The following is a 14,542-nucleotide window of genomic DNA, read 5'->3' on the forward strand; positions in this document are numbered from 1 at the left end:
CTGATTCTAATGCTTTATCTTTATTCATATAAAAAGTACTTTGTGGTGCAAAGTAAAATAAAAGATTTCAGATGAACAAAGATTCTGCTCATTTATTTTGAAAATTAGAGATTAGTGTGGGTGAATGGAACAATTTATATAGTCGTTTTATATGAAATTAGTCAAACGTTTGACTAATCCGGTAGAAATACATACCTTTGCGCCCGAAAAAGGTAAAAAGTACTTTTATGATAAGAGAAGGAGCAGAGTTTAGAGAACTCATGCTACAGGTTTTCCGTACCCGCATGGCTTTTCGTAGGTCGATGCAGCGGACACTGAGAAAGAACAACGCAGGTATCACATTCGAAATGCTTCAGGTACTGAGCTGTTTATGGCATGAACAAGGCATTAGCCAGCAAATATTGGCTGAACGTATCGCAAAAGACAAAGCATGTCTGACCAATCTGATGAACAATCTGGAGAAGAAAGGGTATGTCCACCGGAAGGAAGATCCGGCAGACCGCCGCAACAAACTGGTTTATCTGACTCCGGAAGGAGAGGAGTTTAAGGAACAGATTCGTCCCATACTGGATCAGGTTTATGTATACGCGGAACAGGTGATTGGCATAGAAAGCATTGAACTCATGTTATCGGAATTAAAGGGAGTATACGATGTTCTTGAAAACGTATAGGGTATATCTGATAGGACTGCTCTGCCTGATGTTCGCCGGTCAGCCGGCAAAGGCGCAGACGGATTCTTTATTTCTTTCCGTAGACCAGCTTTCGAACGGGGGTGCAGCATAGTTTGCAGCTTCAGGCGGATGCGCTCAAAGAAGCCATGGCGCAAGAACGGACACGGACGGCACGCACATCATCACTGCCCGATCTGCAAGTGGGATTGAAAGGAGGTTTTGTGGGACAGCCGGTCGTTTGGGAACGGGGATTGTCCGGCCCGACATATCCGGATATTCCGGACTGGTCACAGAATTACGCCATCGACTTTTCCCAACCACTGTATCAAGGTGGCAAGATTCGGAGGACTATCCATAAGGCAGAGATGGAAAAACAAGTTGCCGAGTTGCAGACATTAACAGACCAGGCGGAAATCAAACTTGGTTTGCTGAACCAATACATGAATCTGTTCAGCCTTTTCAAGCAGCATGAGATATTGATGCGGAACATTGAGGAATCCGAATTACGCCTGCGGGATATTCGCCGGATGAAAAAGGAGGGGGTGATAACGAATAATGATGTATTGCGCAGCGAGATGCAGTTGACGAACGACCGTTTGTCTTTGCAGGAAACGGAAAATAGCATCGTACTCGTGTCGCAGCAGCTGGATATTTTATTGGGACAGGATGAGAACCTGTTACTGAAACCGGATACGACCCTACTGCATCAGGCAGTTGCTCTGGAAGCGTATGACGACTATATCACCCTTGCTTACACAAATGATCCGGCAATGAAATTGCTCAGAAAACAAACGGAACTTGCCCGGAACGAGATCCGGTTGGCTCAGTCGTTGTCTCTTCCCAGCATATCGCTGTATGCCTCAAATACACTGGCACGCCCTGTTTCGCGTACATTGACGGATATGTACAACAATAACTGGAATGTAGGACTGTCGGTTTCTTATCCTTTATCCTCAATCTACAAAAACAAGTCATAAAATAAAGGAAAGCAAACTGATGGTGTCTTTGCGTAAGAATGATGAAGAGCAGAAGATGCAGAGAATCCGTATGGATGTGCGCACTGCTTTTCTGCGGCATCAGGAAGCTTTGCAACGGGTAGAAGCCTTACAGTTGTCTGTCCGGCAGGCGCAGGAGAACTATCGTATTATGCAGAACCGTTATCTGAATCAGTTGGCTATTCTGACTGACTTGCTGGATGCCAACTCTGTCCGTTTGAATGTAGAGTTGCAGCTGGTCACTGCCCGCACTCGTGTGATTTATACTTATTATCAACTTCAGAAGGCTTGTGGTCGTCTATAATATATTAGGGTTATGGCAACATTAAAGGAAAAAAACGGAAACTTAAAAAGATGAGAGCTCGCAACATCATATTAAATATGGTGTGTGTATGTTTGGCTGTCTCCGGGCTCTGGTGGACTATTACTTATTTTTGGCGTTACATTAACTACGAAGTGACCAATGATGCTTTTGTAGACCAATACGTTGCTCCGTTAAATATACGTGCTTCGGGATATATCAAGGATATCCGTTTCAAGGAACATCAATATGTGCGTCAGGGAGATACCTTGTTAGTGCTCGATAACCGTGAATATCAAATTAAAGTGAAGGAAGCCGAAGCAGCTCTGCTGGATGCGCACGGTTTGCAGGATGTTCTTCACTCAGGTATCGAAACTTCCCATACTAATATAGCCGTGCAGGATGCCAATATAGCCGAAGCGAAGGCGAAGCTCTGGCAACTGGAACAGGACTATCATCGCTTTGAACGTTTGCTGAAAGAAGAATCGGTGCCGGAACAACAGTACGAGCAGACCAAAGCCGCGTATGAAGCAGCTGAGGCACGCTATCAGGCATTAGTCGCACAAAAACAGGCTGCTTTGTCGCAATATGCGGAAACGAGTAAAAAGACAACCGGAGTTCAAGCCGGTATCTTGCGTAAAGAAGCGGATTTGGATCTGGCTAAATTGAACTTGTCTTATACGGTACTCACTGCTCCATACGATGGATATATGGGCAGGCGTACCTTAGAACCCGGACAGTATGTCCAGACGGGACAAACCATCTCTTATCTGGTACGCAACAAGGATAAATGGATTACTGCTAATTATAAGGAAACACAGATTGCCAATATCTATATTGGTCAGCAGGTACGTGTTAAAGTAGATGCGTTGCCCGGGAAGATTTTTAACGGGGAAGTCACTGCTATCTCGGAGGCAACCGGGTCGAAATATTCTTTGGTTCCCACAGACAATTCCGCAGGAAACTTTGTAAAAGTACAACAGCGTATCCCGGTACGGATAGAACTGGAGAATATCTCTTCAGAAGAAATGGCACAATTAAGAGCGGGTATGATGGTTGAAACAGAAGCTTTGCGCAAATGATAACAATGAAAGAGTTGGGAGTACCCGTTCGTTCCTGGGTGCCCGATTGGTTGGGGTTCTGTTGCATTTTCATTGTTATTCTTCCGGTTACCATGCTGAATGGTTCGTATACTGGAAGCATGCTCGAAGTATCGAATACGCTTGGAACCAATTCGGAAGATATAACGATGGGATATTATGCGGCTTCGGCAGGCATGGCCATTGCTTATCCTATTATTCCTAAAGTGCTGGCAGCCGTTTCGGTCAAGTTTCTCTTGCTGATAGACTTGCTCCTGCAGTTCTTTTTGAGTTGGATTTGCGCCCGTTCGCAGAATGCCGATATTCTGATTGCCTGCAGTTTTGCTATCGGCTTTCTGAAAGGTTTTCTGATGTTATGGTTTATTCGTTATGCACAGAAGATTTTCAGTGCGAAGAATATCCGCAGCGAGTTCTATTCCTATTTTTATCCATTGGTGTATGGGGGCGGACAGGCCTCCATGTTGGTCACTGCGCAATTGGCATATCACTATAACTGGAAGTATATGTATTACTTCATGATGCTTTTGATTCTGGTTTCTGTTCTGTTTGTTATCATCTGTTTCCGGCATAACCGCCCGATTAAATCGGTGCCGTTATCCGATTTGCATATTCGGGAGATGTTTATCATTTCGGTAGGGCTGCTGATGCTGATTTACGTCATCAATTATGGGAAAGTTCTGGATTGGATGGCTTCTGCCAAACTTTGTGCTTATATTGTAATTTCTCCTATACTGATCGCATTATTTATCTGGATTCAGCACCATTCGAAGAATCCCTATGTAAGTCTTGCCCCTCTGTTTCAGCCTAAAGCAATCATCGGATATTTCTATATGATGCTTGTTATGTTTTTCAGTACATCCACCACATTATTGACCAATTACCTGAGCATCATCCTGAAAGTAGACAACACGCATACCTATTCTCTTTATATCTTTTTGCTCCCGGGGTATGTAATCGGAGCTTTTATCTGTTTCTGGTGGTTTCGTTGGCAGCGTTGGCGTTTCCGGTTTCTGATAGCGGGCGGAATGAGTTGTTTTGTTATTTTCTTTGGTATTCTATATTTTGGCATTGCGCCGAACAGTACGTATGAAATGTTATATCTGCCCATCTTTTTCCGCGGATTGGGTATGTTGACTTTGATTATAGCCTTTGCCCTGTTTGCCGTAGAAGATTTGAACCCGAAGTTTTTGTTGTCGAATGCTTTCTTTCTGATAATCTTCCGTTCGGTACTGGCACCTATCATGGCTACTTCTTTTTACAGCAATATGCTGTATCGTCTGCAACAGAAATATATATATTCTTTGTCGGAGACTATCACGACTGCCGACCCGCTGGCTGCGTCCCGTTATACTCAATCTCTGAATAATGCGCTTGCACAAGGACATAGATATGATGAAGCGGTACAGATAGCTACCCATTCTCTTTATGGAACTTTGCAGGAGCAGAGTCTGTTGCTTGCACTGAAAGAAATATTAGGTTATCTGTTGGTGATATCGGTCATAATAGCTGTTATCTCGCGTTTCATTCCGTTTCATAAGACGATTCGTGTTACATTTGCCAAGACGGGAGATGATATGGTATAGCATATAAAAATGAGTAAATCATCCCAATTTTTCAATTCTTTTTCCTATATTTGGCTGGTAATCACTGGAGAACAGATTCTCTCCGGAGTAGGACAGATCTAATCTTAAACACGAATTTGAAATAGATGAATTATGATGAACAGGGCTATCCTCGTCTTACTATTCCTCTTGTCGGCACTGCCATTTTCTTTGCAAGCCCAGATGCCGGACAGTATCGTTCGTAAATTATCGGGCTATATTGAAGCAGTGCAGAATTTTGGAGAAATGCTGCCACAGGAAAAAGTCTATTTACATTTCGACAATACCAGTTATTATCAGGGAGACCCTGTTTGGTTTCAGTGTTATGTTGTGACATCTGAACTGAACCGCCCGTCGGATTTGAGTAAAACCCTTTATGTCGAATTGTTGAATCCGGGTGGGGAAGTCATAGCGAAACGTGTATTGCCTGTTAGGAACGGCCGTTGCCACGGTAGTTTCGAATTAACACAATTACCTTTTTATTCCGGTTTTTATGAGGTTCGTGCCTACACGAAATATATGTTGAATTTTGGAGAGGAGGTTATTTTCTCCCGGGTTCTTCCGGTATTTGATAAGCCTCGGGCAGCTGGTGATTTTAAAGAAAAGAACATACAGAGATATGCTGTTTATAAATATCCGCAGGTACGGAAAAAAACGGCTAAGGAGAAAAAAGTCAATCTGAAGTTTTTTCCTGAAGGAGGAAATTCGGTTGAAGGCATTCCTTCTCGCATTGCTTTTGAGGCAACGGATGCCTATGGAAATCCGATCGCACTGTCCGGAACGGTTATCAACCGGGAAAAGAAAGAAATCGCCTCCTTTGCCACTGTACACGAAGGACGTGGCACCTTTGTGTATACTCCTACGAACGGAGAGAATCATAAGGCTGAGGTGGAGTTGAATGGCAAAAAGTACCGTTTTGATTTGCCGGAAGCCCGGTTGCAGGGATATGTCTTGCAAGTTGATAATCTTTCTTCGGAAGACAGTATAGCAGTCAGTGTACAAAAGAATCCGCATACACCGGAGTCTGTCTTAGGCTTAGCTGTGCTTGGTCATGGGAAACTGCTTAATTATTGTCTGTTGAACATCCGGAAAAATACACCTGTCTCTTTCAAACTTGACAAGACGGAATGGAAGGCAGGGGTGGCACAGATCGTATTGTTTGATACAGCAGGACAGATTATTGCCGACCGCCTTATCTTTATGAGAAAACCGGAGCCATTGACAATCAGTGTCCGGAAAAACAAAGAGGATTATCAGCCGTTTGATCGTGTCTTATTGGACTTTTCAGTACGTGACACGGCGGGTAAGCCTGTGTCCGCTCCGATATCAGTATCTGTGCGTGACGGATGGGAAGAAGTGGAAAGCCGGCATTCTATGTTAGCGGACTTATTGTTAATGTCTGAGATTAAAGGCTACGTTCATCGTCCGCTCTATTATTTCGAAGCGGATGATAAAGAGCACAGAACAGCTTTGGATCACTTGTTGTTGGTGCAGGGATGGCGGCGTTATGCATGGAAATACGAGTCGGGGGTGGAACCGTTTGAATTGAAGTACATGCCCGAACAAGGGATTGAAGTGCATGGACAAGTTGTTTCATTTGTTAAAGGTAAGCCTAAACCAAATATACAAGTCTCTTCTTTTCTGGCGAAGCGGGGAGATGAGGAAACTTCGCCGGGAGCGCTTTCTCTTAACCTGTTTGAAACAGACAGTGTGGGACGTTTTGCTTTTATTACCGATATTATTGGCAAGTGGAATCTGATTCTTTCTGTGATGGAGAAAGGTAAGCGGAAAGACCACCGGATTGTATTAGACAGAGTCTTCAGCCCTCAACCTACACAATATCCGCTGGGAGAAATGCAGATAAGCCTGTCCGGCAGAGATAAACCGGGAGCAGAACAGGAACTACAGACAGATACTGTGATTGGTGATGATATCGATTATAATCGTTTTATGGATGCTTATGAAGATTCCCTGTCAAAACGGGGTATGAGAGAGAAAAATCACCGTTTGGGTGAAGTGGTGGTGAAGGCTAAGAAATGGAGTCGTGAGAAGGATATTTATGAAAATCGTTCGAAGTCGGTTGCTTACTACGATGTACCTTCGGAGATGGATGATATTTTGGATAAGGGAGGTTATATCGGTGAAGATATCCACGAGCTACTTGTCCGTATGAATCCCAATTTCATACGCAGGTATAGTGGTGGTGAGGAATGGTTGCAGTATAAAGGTCGCTCTCCCTTGTATGTGATAAACTATAAACGAACGGAGGCTACTGAAATAGATCAGACCCGATACCGGACACTTCGCCTGGTGGCTATCAAGTCTATTTATATCAACGAGGAATTATCGGCAAGATGTCGTTATGCTGACATCCGTATGTCTCCGATGGATGTAGATGAAATATATGGTTGTGCTGTTTTTATTGAAACCTATCCGGAAGGAGAGATTCCCGTAAAAGGAGGCAGGGGAGTCAGAAAAACTTGGTTGGATGGCTATAGCGAACCTGTAGAGTTTTATCATCCCGATTATTCTGTTCTTCCCAAAGAAGAGGACTATCGCCGCACATTATACTGGAACCCGGAAGTGATGCCGGATGAAGCAGGGAATGCTCAGGTGAGGTTCTATAACAACAGTCGTTGCCGCAGGTTAAAAATAACGGCTGAAATGATTTCTGCGGATGGGGCTATTGGCATGTTTAACGAGTGATATAAAAAGGAGGGTGTTTTAATACACCCTCCCCATAACTGTAATATTTCCTTTGATGGTGAAACGCTTATAATGTAACTCCTGTTTTAAAGATGGCAATTTCACGATAACCTTTCTTCTCGTTATTAACGAACTCACCGCTTGCTACTTTAATCACATACTCGATAAAGCGTTCGCAAGTCTTTTCCATCGGTTCGTTCTCAACGATGACTCCGGCATTGAAATCAATCCATCCCGGTTTGTTTTTAGCCAAAGTAGAATTGGTGGAAATCTTCATCGTCGGAACGAAAGTGCCGAAAGGAGTACCACGTCCGGTGGTAAAGAGTACCATATGGCATCCGCTTGCGGCAAGGGTAGTAGCAGCTACCAGGTCATTGCCAGGGGCGGAAAGCAGGTTCAGTCCTTTCTTTTGCAGACGTTCTCCGTAAGGCATCACGCCGGATACATAGCTTTTACCACATTTCTGTGTACATCCCAGTGCTTTTTCTTCCAGAGTGGAGATGCCGCCGGCTTTATTTCCCGGAGATGGATTTTCACCCACAGGCTCGCCATGGGACAGGAAATATTCTTTGAAGTCATTGATCAAGTGTACGGTCTGTTCGAACAGGTCTTTGTTCTCGCAACGGTTCATCAGAATTGTTTCCGCACCAAACATTTCCGGAACTTCAGTCAGCACGCTTGTACCGCCTTGTGCAATCAGGAAGTCTGAGAACATGCCCAGCAACGGATTGGCAGTGATACCTGAGAAACCGTCGGAACCACCACATTTCAGTCCGACACGAAGTTCTGACAAAGGTACTTCCGTACGTTCATCTTTGGATGCTTTGGCATATAAATCGCGCAGAATATCCATTCCTTCTTCGTATTCGTCACCAACTTTCTGGGTTACCATGAATTTCACACGGTCCTGGTCATAGTCTCCTAAGAATTCACGGAATACGTCCGGCTGGTTGTTTTCGCAGCCCAAGCCTACTATCAGTACTGCGCCTGCATTCGGGTGAAGTACCATATCGCGAAGAATCTTTTTCGTGTTTTCGTGATCGTCGCCAAGCTGTGAGCAACCGTAGTTGTGCGGGAAAGCCACGATGGCATCTACCCCTTTTCCTTCCGTTTCACGGCGCAGGCCTTCGGCCAGTTGTCCGATGATGCCGTTAACGCAACCTACAGTCGGGATAATCCAGATTTCATTTCTTACGCCGACATCACCATTTTTACGGCGGTAGCCTTTAAAAGTGAGGTTTTTATGAGGGATATCCAGAGTAACCTGAGTCGGATGGTAGGTATACTCCAACAGTCCGGCAAGATTAGTCTTGATATTCGTTTCATTCATCCAGTCTCCCTGTTTTTTTGCCATACGGGCATGACCGATAGGGTAGCCGTACTTGATTACGTTCTCGCCTTCTGCAAAATCTTTTAATGCAAACTTATGTCCAGCAGGAATGTCTTCGTTTAGTGTAATCTCTATTCCATCTACGGATAGATGCTCTCCTGCCGGGAGGTTAACAATGGCAACGGCAACGTTGTCGGCAGGATTAATTCTTAAATACTTTGTTTCCATGTACTTGTTTAGTTGGATTTTGTTGTTATTTGCTATGGTAATAGTCTATTGTTTCTACAGTCAACAAGTCAATCGGCATATAGTTGATGCAAGTCACGTCTTTCTTGAAAATGAGGTGATCGCAAAGCGCCTTGATGCCGTTGAGGCCTTGCAGTTCCGGTTGCTGGGCGATGAGGAAGGAAACGCTTCCTTCTTTCAGGCAAGTGACATTCCGTTCCAGAAGGTCGTAGCCTATCAGATTGAAATCTTTCTTTCCGCGACTTTGCAGGTATTCGCCGATAATGTAGACTTTTGAATTGAAAGTGATTCCATTCTTTACGTTCGGGTGAGAACGGAAGAATTCATCCAGCATTTCGTTATCTTCATCATTGCGTTCGGCATGCAAGTCAAGCTCCAGTATAGTACAAGACGGATGATGTTCCTCCATGTACTGCCTGAATCCGATTTCCCTGTTCTCTTGCTGGTTAGAACCGACAATTCCTTCATGTATCTTACGGAAAATAACGATTTCCTTTTCGTCTCTGGCAAGCAGCATTAGCATACGGGCGGCAAAGTATCCGCTTTGGCGTGAGTTCTGACCGAAGAAGGCGAGGGGAGGCACGTCTTTGATATTTGAGTCTATATATATATAAGGTATATCCAACGTTTGCAACTGATCAGTAAAGCCTTTCGTATATTGCGGAGCCGTAGGGGCCACCATCACTCCGTCCGGTTGCTGAGTCAGGATAGCTTCGCTGGCGTCTACAAACGAATGATAGTCGTATGGATCGTAATAGTTGATCTTTACCGAGGTATTGAAGTCCGAGTAGGTCGCGATAGCTTCGTGGATACCCAGTTCTACTGCTGTCCAGTATTCGCCTTCCAGGTGTTGAGGCAGAAGACAGATGAATGTGTACTTCTTGTTGGAAGCCAGGGCACTGGCATACATGTTAGGTTGATAGTCAAGCTGCTTCAGAATTTCTTCCACCCGTTTTTTGCTTGCTTCTGATACTCCGCTGCGTCCGTGAATGACGCGGTCTACTGTTCCTACAGACACGTCTGCTAAACGGGCGATGTCTTTGATTCTGATTCTTTCGGGCAATTTATTCATACGATCACCTTATTTATATAGGTTTATGTGCTCGCACACAATAATAATCTTAATATTTTCGATACAAATATATAACAATTTTTGTAATTACGAAAATTGTTGTATCTTTGTGCCCGCACACGAAAGGTGTGTAATGTAACTCTGTTTATATATTAATACTCATGTAATCAGTAGTTTAACCTCTAAAATAGGGTAAAAATGATAAATTGAAACTTCATAATATTAATAACTTAGAATTTAAAACATAAGATTATGGGAAAGAAAGTCGTTACATTAGGCGAAATCATGCTTAGATTGTCAACTCCGGGCAATACCCGCTTTGTTCAGTCTGACTCTTTTGATGTAGTATATGGTGGTGGAGAAGCGAACGTTGCAGTAAGCTGTGCCAACTACGGACATGAAGCCTATTTCGTAACCAAATTGCCGAAACATGAAATCGGACAGTCTGCTGTAAACGCATTGCGTAAATATGGTGTAAAGACAGACTTTATTGCTCGTGGTGGCGACCGCGTAGGTATCTACTATCTGGAAACAGGCGCTTCTATGCGTCCCAGCAAGGTTATCTATGACCGTGCTCATTCTGCTATCGCTGAAGCTGATGCTGCCGACTTCGATTTTGATGCTATTATGGAAGGTGCTGACTGGTTCCACTGGTCCGGTATCACTCCGGCTATTTCTGACAAAGCTGCCGAACTGACTCGTCTGGCTTGCGAAGCAGCCAAGCGTCATGGCGTAACTGTATCGGTTGACTTGAATTTCCGTAAGAAACTGTGGACTAAAGAAAAAGCACAGTCTATCATGAAACCGTTGATGAAGTATGTGGACGTATGTATCGGTAATGAAGAGGATGCGGAACTGTGTCTGGGCTTCAAACCGGATGCTGACGTTGAAGCAGGCCACACAGATGCTGAAGGCTACAAAGGTATCTTCCAGCAGATGATGAAAGAATTCGGATTCAAGTATGTGGTTTCTACATTGCGCGAATCTTTCTCTGCTACTCACAATGGCTGGAAAGCTATGATATACAATGGCGAAGAATTCTATACTTCCAAACGTTATGATATCGATCCGATTATCGACCGTGTAGGTGGTGGTGACTCTTTCTCCGGCGGTATTATCCACGGTTTGATGACTAAGCCTAACCAGGGTGCAGCTCTTGAATTCGCTGTTGCTGCATCTGCTTTGAAACACACAATCAATGGTGACTTTAACCTTGTTTCTGTAGAAGAAGTGGAAGCATTGGCTGGTGGTGACGCAAGCGGTCGCGTACAGCGATAGTTGAGAGTTGAGAATGGAGAGTTGAGAGTTTGAAAAATCAATTCATTTAAAATAAGAAATTAAAATGGCAAAATTCGATAAAATAGCCGTATTGAATAAAATCGGCTCTACAGGTATGGTTCCTGTATTCTATCACAAAGATGCGGAAGTGGCAAAGAAAGTAGTAAAGGCTTGTTATGACGGTGGTGTTCGTGCTTTCGAATTCACCAACCGTGGTGACTTTGCACAGGAAGTATTTGCTGAAATCGTGAAATATGCAGCAAAAGAATGTCCTGAAATGGCTATCGGTATCGGTTCAATCGTTGATCCGGCTACTGCTGCTATGTATCTTCAGTTAGGAGCTAACTTTGTGGTAGGTCCGTTATTTAATCCGGAAATCGCTAAGATATGTAACCGTCGTCTGGTAGCTTATACTCCGGGTTGTGGTTCTGTATCTGAAGTAGGTTTTGCGCAGGAAGTAGGTTGTGATCTTTGCAAAGTGTTTCCGGGTGATGTATATGGAACTAACTTTGTGAAAGGTTTGATGGCTCCGATGCCATGGTCTAAGCTGATGGTGACTGGTGGGGTAGAGCCTTCCAAGGAAAACCTGACTGCATGGATTAAAGCAGGTGTATTCTGTGTCGGTATGGGATCAAAACTGTTCCCGAAAGACAAGGTAGCAGCAGAAGACTGGGCTTATGTAACTGCAAAATGCGAAGAAGCTCTTAGCTATATTGCCGAGGCTCGCAAAAAATAAGATTAGAGAGCGAAAGCTATCTATAAATAAAAAAGAGGCTGATGCGTCAGCCTCTTCAAAATATGCCTCAAAGGGTTAGTTAGTTTAGTTAGTAATGAGGCATATTTTCCATTTTGTTTAAAGGTGTTTAAAGGGGATAAGTCATCGGAATGAGTGATCATTTCGGTGACTTGTTTTTTTTGTTGGTCGTAAGCGCTTCTTTTAAGAATGATGTGGCATTCGCATTTTGATAATCCGTCCGATAACGAGCGCTGCAATGTACACCACGGCAAAGCCTACGATTGAAAATACAAACGGTTTCTGTTCATTGAAAGTGCGGCGTGGAGGTACAGCGGTATAAGCCTCGTTGGCTGTAGTCTGATTGTCAGACTTGGTGGCTGCTGTTACTTGCAGTGTTGTTTCTGTTGCTACCATCTGGCAGCTATCTGTAGTTGTGGTTACAGTATCCACTAATATTTCTGTAGACATCTTTCTTACCCTTTTAAGTTATACGTAAATTCCTGTTATGGTTTCAACACAGTACTTATAGTTTAGTTCAAAGGGATTCTTAAAATCGGCGCAAAGGTAACTAAAAAAGTAAACGATGGAGCATGAGAAGCATATTCTTTTCAAATGATTTGATGTAGATCAATTATACAGGCAGACAAGGCACATGCAATCGGGGTTATCGCTGTTGTGCAACGCCATACCAATGATAAAAGTTGTATGTGTGTTGTGCTAAAGAAGAATCTCTTCTTCTGTACATACAAAGAGGAGATTCTTCACGATGTTAATTGTTCGGACGACAAAGATGCCTTAATTAGTTATTCAGGTACATAAATGATTTCACCGTTATCCAGTTCATAGGCAATGCCTACCTTTTTCCCACGTTTACCTTCTTTCTTGTCCTGATCTTCGGACGGGGTATACCGGTTGATTTTATTGCCTTCCTTGGTAATGATTTCCATATTCTCTTTACCCGGATTCTTTACCATCGTATAGTCTTCCTGCGAGAAAACCTCTGTTATGTCATACCGGCTGACAAGTGCTACCATCAATGCAACGGCAAAAACCATCGCAATGTCGAACAGATTGGATACTACGCTGATCGGGTCGGAGTCTTCCTCTTTTCGCAATAGGTTATGTTTCATTTCTCTGAGGTTTTATGAATGGAACGTTTGTCATTGAGCAATTCGGATATGAATTCAAGGTTGGTCATATCCTGCAGGTACCAGCGTTGTTTCACTTGCTGTGTAAGGAAGCCTACGGCACCGGCTACCAGTCCGACTACAGTGGTGGCGAAAGCGATCTGCATATTGTAAGCCATGGAAGCAATATCTCCGCTGGCCAGTCCTGCGAGGGCGGGTCCCATTGGAATTAATGTTCCCATCAGACCTAAGATCGGTCCCAGTTTGGTCAGGGTCTTGGAGATGGCTAAGTCTTTGTCCGCTGCGATTTCAAAATTAGCCAATAAACGTTGTACCTGTGCCGGAGTATCACGGGCGTCCAATACCTGACGCATATAGGTAATGACAAGTGATCTAGAATTTTCCGGAAGTTTGGAACTCAGTTCTTCTACCGTGTCCGGAGTCAGCTTGCTCAGCTCGTTGCGGAGCAGGGTTTCCGTTTTACGAATGGACAGATATTGACCATAGAAACTACCGGCAAGTAAAATCGCGCGGCAAAAGAGGATGATTAATAAAACGATGACAGGAACGAGCAAGCCTGTTGAAATCCAGTATAAAATATCTGATATAAAGTTCATTGTTATTGATAATTTGAAGAGTTATTTATTCTATTATTGTTTCACACTTTTTTCTTTGTTTCTGTTTCGGATGTTCCACCAGAGAAGTCCGAGAATTCCGCCAGCCAGTGCGATGACTATGACGCCTGTCAATGCTTTCCAGTCTATTTCACTGACACCTGCTGCGGAAGTCTTTCCGTTGACTGTGGCAACAATTCCCAAAACGGCTACCAGGGCATTGGTTAGGAAAAATAGTTCGAGGCGCAGTTCTTTTTCCGGCAACAAATAGAGCAGTATAAATCTGCCGCAAGGGATGGCTGCCAGGATAAAGGCTGCATAGCTCCATGCTATCGTTTGAAATGAAGTACCCGGAAAAGCAAAGATGAGATATACCAGCCCGCTGAATAAAACCGGGAAAATCAATAATCCCGGAAACCAGCGGAGAAAACGGTACATGAGTATCATGCGCGGCTTGACCGGATAGTCATTGGCTACGTGGACGGCAAGCATGGCATAAGCCATTTGTATGCAGACTTCCACACTGAGGAGTACGGAAGTATCTAGCATCAAGGGCTGATTGCTTAGCCAATTGGCTATCTGAGTCTTCGATTGCTCGATAGCATACGGCCACATCAATCCGGCGAAGACAGCGCAGATAGCGGCGATAATACCGACCGCTATTAATTTCCAGAACGTTTGCTTCAACAGAAAGTTAAATGCTGTAAGAAGCATAAGTACAAGAACAACTGTATCCATTATATGATTTTACAATTTACAAGTTAC

At 43.8% G+C, this 14,542-nt stretch carries 12 protein-coding genes and 1 pseudogene; 7 read left to right on the top strand and 6 right to left on the bottom strand.

The annotated features are described in order from the left end of the window. Positions 1 to 230: 230 nt before the first annotated feature. The 5 genes and pseudogenes from HMPREF9007_RS04955 (at position 231) to HMPREF9007_RS04935 (ending at position 7,374) form a co-directional block, all read left to right on the top strand. Positions 231 to 671, top strand: a complete 441-nt coding sequence (locus HMPREF9007_RS04955) for a MarR family transcriptional regulator (RefSeq protein ID WP_032813752.1) — start codon at positions 231 to 233, stop codon at positions 669 to 671. After that, positions 652 to 1,970 (top strand): annotated as a pseudogene (locus tag HMPREF9007_RS04950) (TolC family protein). The gene HMPREF9007_RS04955 and the pseudogene HMPREF9007_RS04950 overlap by 20 nt, the downstream one beginning before the upstream one ends. A gap of 50 nt (positions 1,971 to 2,020) precedes the next feature. Next, complete coding sequence (locus HMPREF9007_RS04945) at positions 2,021 to 3,049, top strand: HlyD family secretion protein (RefSeq protein ID WP_008763044.1); 1,029 nt, start codon at positions 2,021 to 2,023, stop codon at positions 3,047 to 3,049. Beyond that, a complete protein-coding gene (locus HMPREF9007_RS04940; protein ID WP_008763045.1) occupies positions 3,046 to 4,650 on the top strand; it encodes an MFS transporter in 1,605 nt (534 codons plus the stop codon). The genes HMPREF9007_RS04945 and HMPREF9007_RS04940 overlap by 4 nt, the downstream gene beginning before the upstream one ends. Positions 4,651 to 4,782: 132 nt before the next feature. Next, complete coding sequence (locus HMPREF9007_RS04935; protein ID WP_008763046.1) at positions 4,783 to 7,374, top strand: hypothetical protein; 2,592 nt, start codon at positions 4,783 to 4,785, stop codon at positions 7,372 to 7,374. Positions 7,375 to 7,441: 67 nt separating this feature from the next. Here HMPREF9007_RS04935 and HMPREF9007_RS04930 read toward each other — a convergent pair whose 3' ends face one another. Both HMPREF9007_RS04930 and HMPREF9007_RS04925 read right to left on the bottom strand, forming a co-directional pair. Further along, the gene (locus tag HMPREF9007_RS04930; protein ID WP_008763047.1) at positions 7,442 to 8,932 is read right to left on the bottom strand and encodes an altronate dehydratase family protein; all 1,491 of its coding nucleotides are present in this window, start codon (positions 8,930 to 8,932) and stop codon (positions 7,442 to 7,444) included. A gap of 25 nt (positions 8,933 to 8,957) precedes the next feature. Beyond that, positions 8,958 to 10,022 carry a LacI family DNA-binding transcriptional regulator gene (locus HMPREF9007_RS04925; protein WP_008763048.1) on the bottom strand — a complete coding sequence of 355 codons (1,065 nt, stop codon included), beginning with the start codon at positions 10,020 to 10,022 and terminating at the stop codon, positions 8,958 to 8,960. A 252-nt stretch (positions 10,023 to 10,274) separates the two neighbouring features. Here HMPREF9007_RS04925 and HMPREF9007_RS04920 point away from each other — a divergent pair, with 252 nt between their 5' ends. Together HMPREF9007_RS04920 and HMPREF9007_RS04915 are read left to right on the top strand one after the other, a co-directional pair. Continuing rightward, positions 10,275 to 11,300: a sugar kinase gene (locus tag HMPREF9007_RS04920; protein ID WP_008763049.1), complete on the top strand. Its 1,026-nt coding sequence runs from the start codon at positions 10,275 to 10,277 to the stop codon at positions 11,298 to 11,300. A 64-nt stretch (positions 11,301 to 11,364) separates the two neighbouring features. Then, complete coding sequence (locus HMPREF9007_RS04915; RefSeq protein WP_008763050.1) at positions 11,365 to 12,036, top strand: bifunctional 4-hydroxy-2-oxoglutarate aldolase/2-dehydro-3-deoxy-phosphogluconate aldolase; 672 nt, start codon at positions 11,365 to 11,367, stop codon at positions 12,034 to 12,036. 201 nt (positions 12,037 to 12,237) lie between these two features. On the opposite strand, the gene HMPREF9007_RS04910 is transcribed toward HMPREF9007_RS04915, so the two are convergent. The 4 genes from HMPREF9007_RS04910 to HMPREF9007_RS04895 all read right to left on the bottom strand — a co-directional run bounded on the left by HMPREF9007_RS04910 (position 12,238) and on the right by HMPREF9007_RS04895 (position 14,515). After that, positions 12,238 to 12,504: a hypothetical protein gene (locus HMPREF9007_RS04910; RefSeq protein WP_008763051.1), complete on the bottom strand. Its 267-nt coding sequence runs from the start codon at positions 12,502 to 12,504 to the stop codon at positions 12,238 to 12,240. Between the two features lie 335 nt (positions 12,505 to 12,839). Next, entirely contained in the window at positions 12,840 to 13,166 is a 327-nt protein-coding gene (locus tag HMPREF9007_RS04905) for a DUF2149 domain-containing protein (protein ID WP_008763052.1), read from the bottom strand. After that, a complete protein-coding gene (locus tag HMPREF9007_RS04900) occupies positions 13,163 to 13,780 on the bottom strand; it encodes a MotA/TolQ/ExbB proton channel family protein (RefSeq protein WP_008763053.1) in 618 nt (205 codons plus the stop codon). Before HMPREF9007_RS04900 ends, HMPREF9007_RS04905 begins: the two co-directional genes overlap by 4 nt. 33 nt (positions 13,781 to 13,813) lie before the next feature. Further along, the gene (locus HMPREF9007_RS04895) at positions 13,814 to 14,515 is read right to left on the bottom strand and encodes a hypothetical protein (RefSeq protein ID WP_008763054.1); all 702 of its coding nucleotides are present in this window, start codon (positions 14,513 to 14,515) and stop codon (positions 13,814 to 13,816) included. Positions 14,516 to 14,542: the final 27 nt, after the last annotated feature.

The sequence above is a fragment of the Bacteroides sp. 1_1_14 genome, assembly GCF_000162515.1.
In the GTDB taxonomy this organism is placed as follows: Bacteria; Bacteroidota; Bacteroidia; order Bacteroidales; family Bacteroidaceae; genus Bacteroides; species Bacteroides thetaiotaomicron.

What these genes read in the sequence shown, in the direction of transcription:
- HMPREF9007_RS04925 (WP_008763048.1), bottom strand. Translation starts at nt 10,022, where the DNA reads ATGAATAAATTGCCCGAAAGAATCAGAATCAAAGACATCGCCCGTTTA.
- HMPREF9007_RS04945 (WP_008763044.1), top strand. Translation starts at nt 2,021, where the DNA reads ATGAGAGCTCGCAACATCATATTAAATATGGTGTGTGTATGTTTGGCT.
- HMPREF9007_RS04920 (WP_008763049.1), top strand. Translation starts at nt 10,275, where the DNA reads ATGGGAAAGAAAGTCGTTACATTAGGCGAAATCATGCTTAGATTGTCA.
- HMPREF9007_RS04910 (WP_008763051.1), bottom strand. Translation starts at nt 12,504, where the DNA reads ATGTCTACAGAAATATTAGTGGATACTGTAACCACAACTACAGATAGC.
- HMPREF9007_RS04935 (WP_008763046.1), top strand. Translation starts at nt 4,783, where the DNA reads ATGATGAACAGGGCTATCCTCGTCTTACTATTCCTCTTGTCGGCACTG.
- HMPREF9007_RS04930 (WP_008763047.1), bottom strand. Translation starts at nt 8,932, where the DNA reads ATGGAAACAAAGTATTTAAGAATTAATCCTGCCGACAACGTTGCCGTT.
- HMPREF9007_RS04940 (WP_008763045.1), top strand. Translation starts at nt 3,046, where the DNA reads ATGATAACAATGAAAGAGTTGGGAGTACCCGTTCGTTCCTGGGTGCCC.
- HMPREF9007_RS04900 (WP_008763053.1), bottom strand. Translation starts at nt 13,780, where the DNA reads ATGAACTTTATATCAGATATTTTATACTGGATTTCAACAGGCTTGCTC.
- HMPREF9007_RS04905 (WP_008763052.1), bottom strand. Translation starts at nt 13,166, where the DNA reads ATGAAACATAACCTATTGCGAAAAGAGGAAGACTCCGACCCGATCAGC.
- HMPREF9007_RS04895 (WP_008763054.1), bottom strand. Translation starts at nt 14,515, where the DNA reads ATGGATACAGTTGTTCTTGTACTTATGCTTCTTACAGCATTTAACTTT.
- HMPREF9007_RS04915 (WP_008763050.1), top strand. Translation starts at nt 11,365, where the DNA reads ATGGCAAAATTCGATAAAATAGCCGTATTGAATAAAATCGGCTCTACA.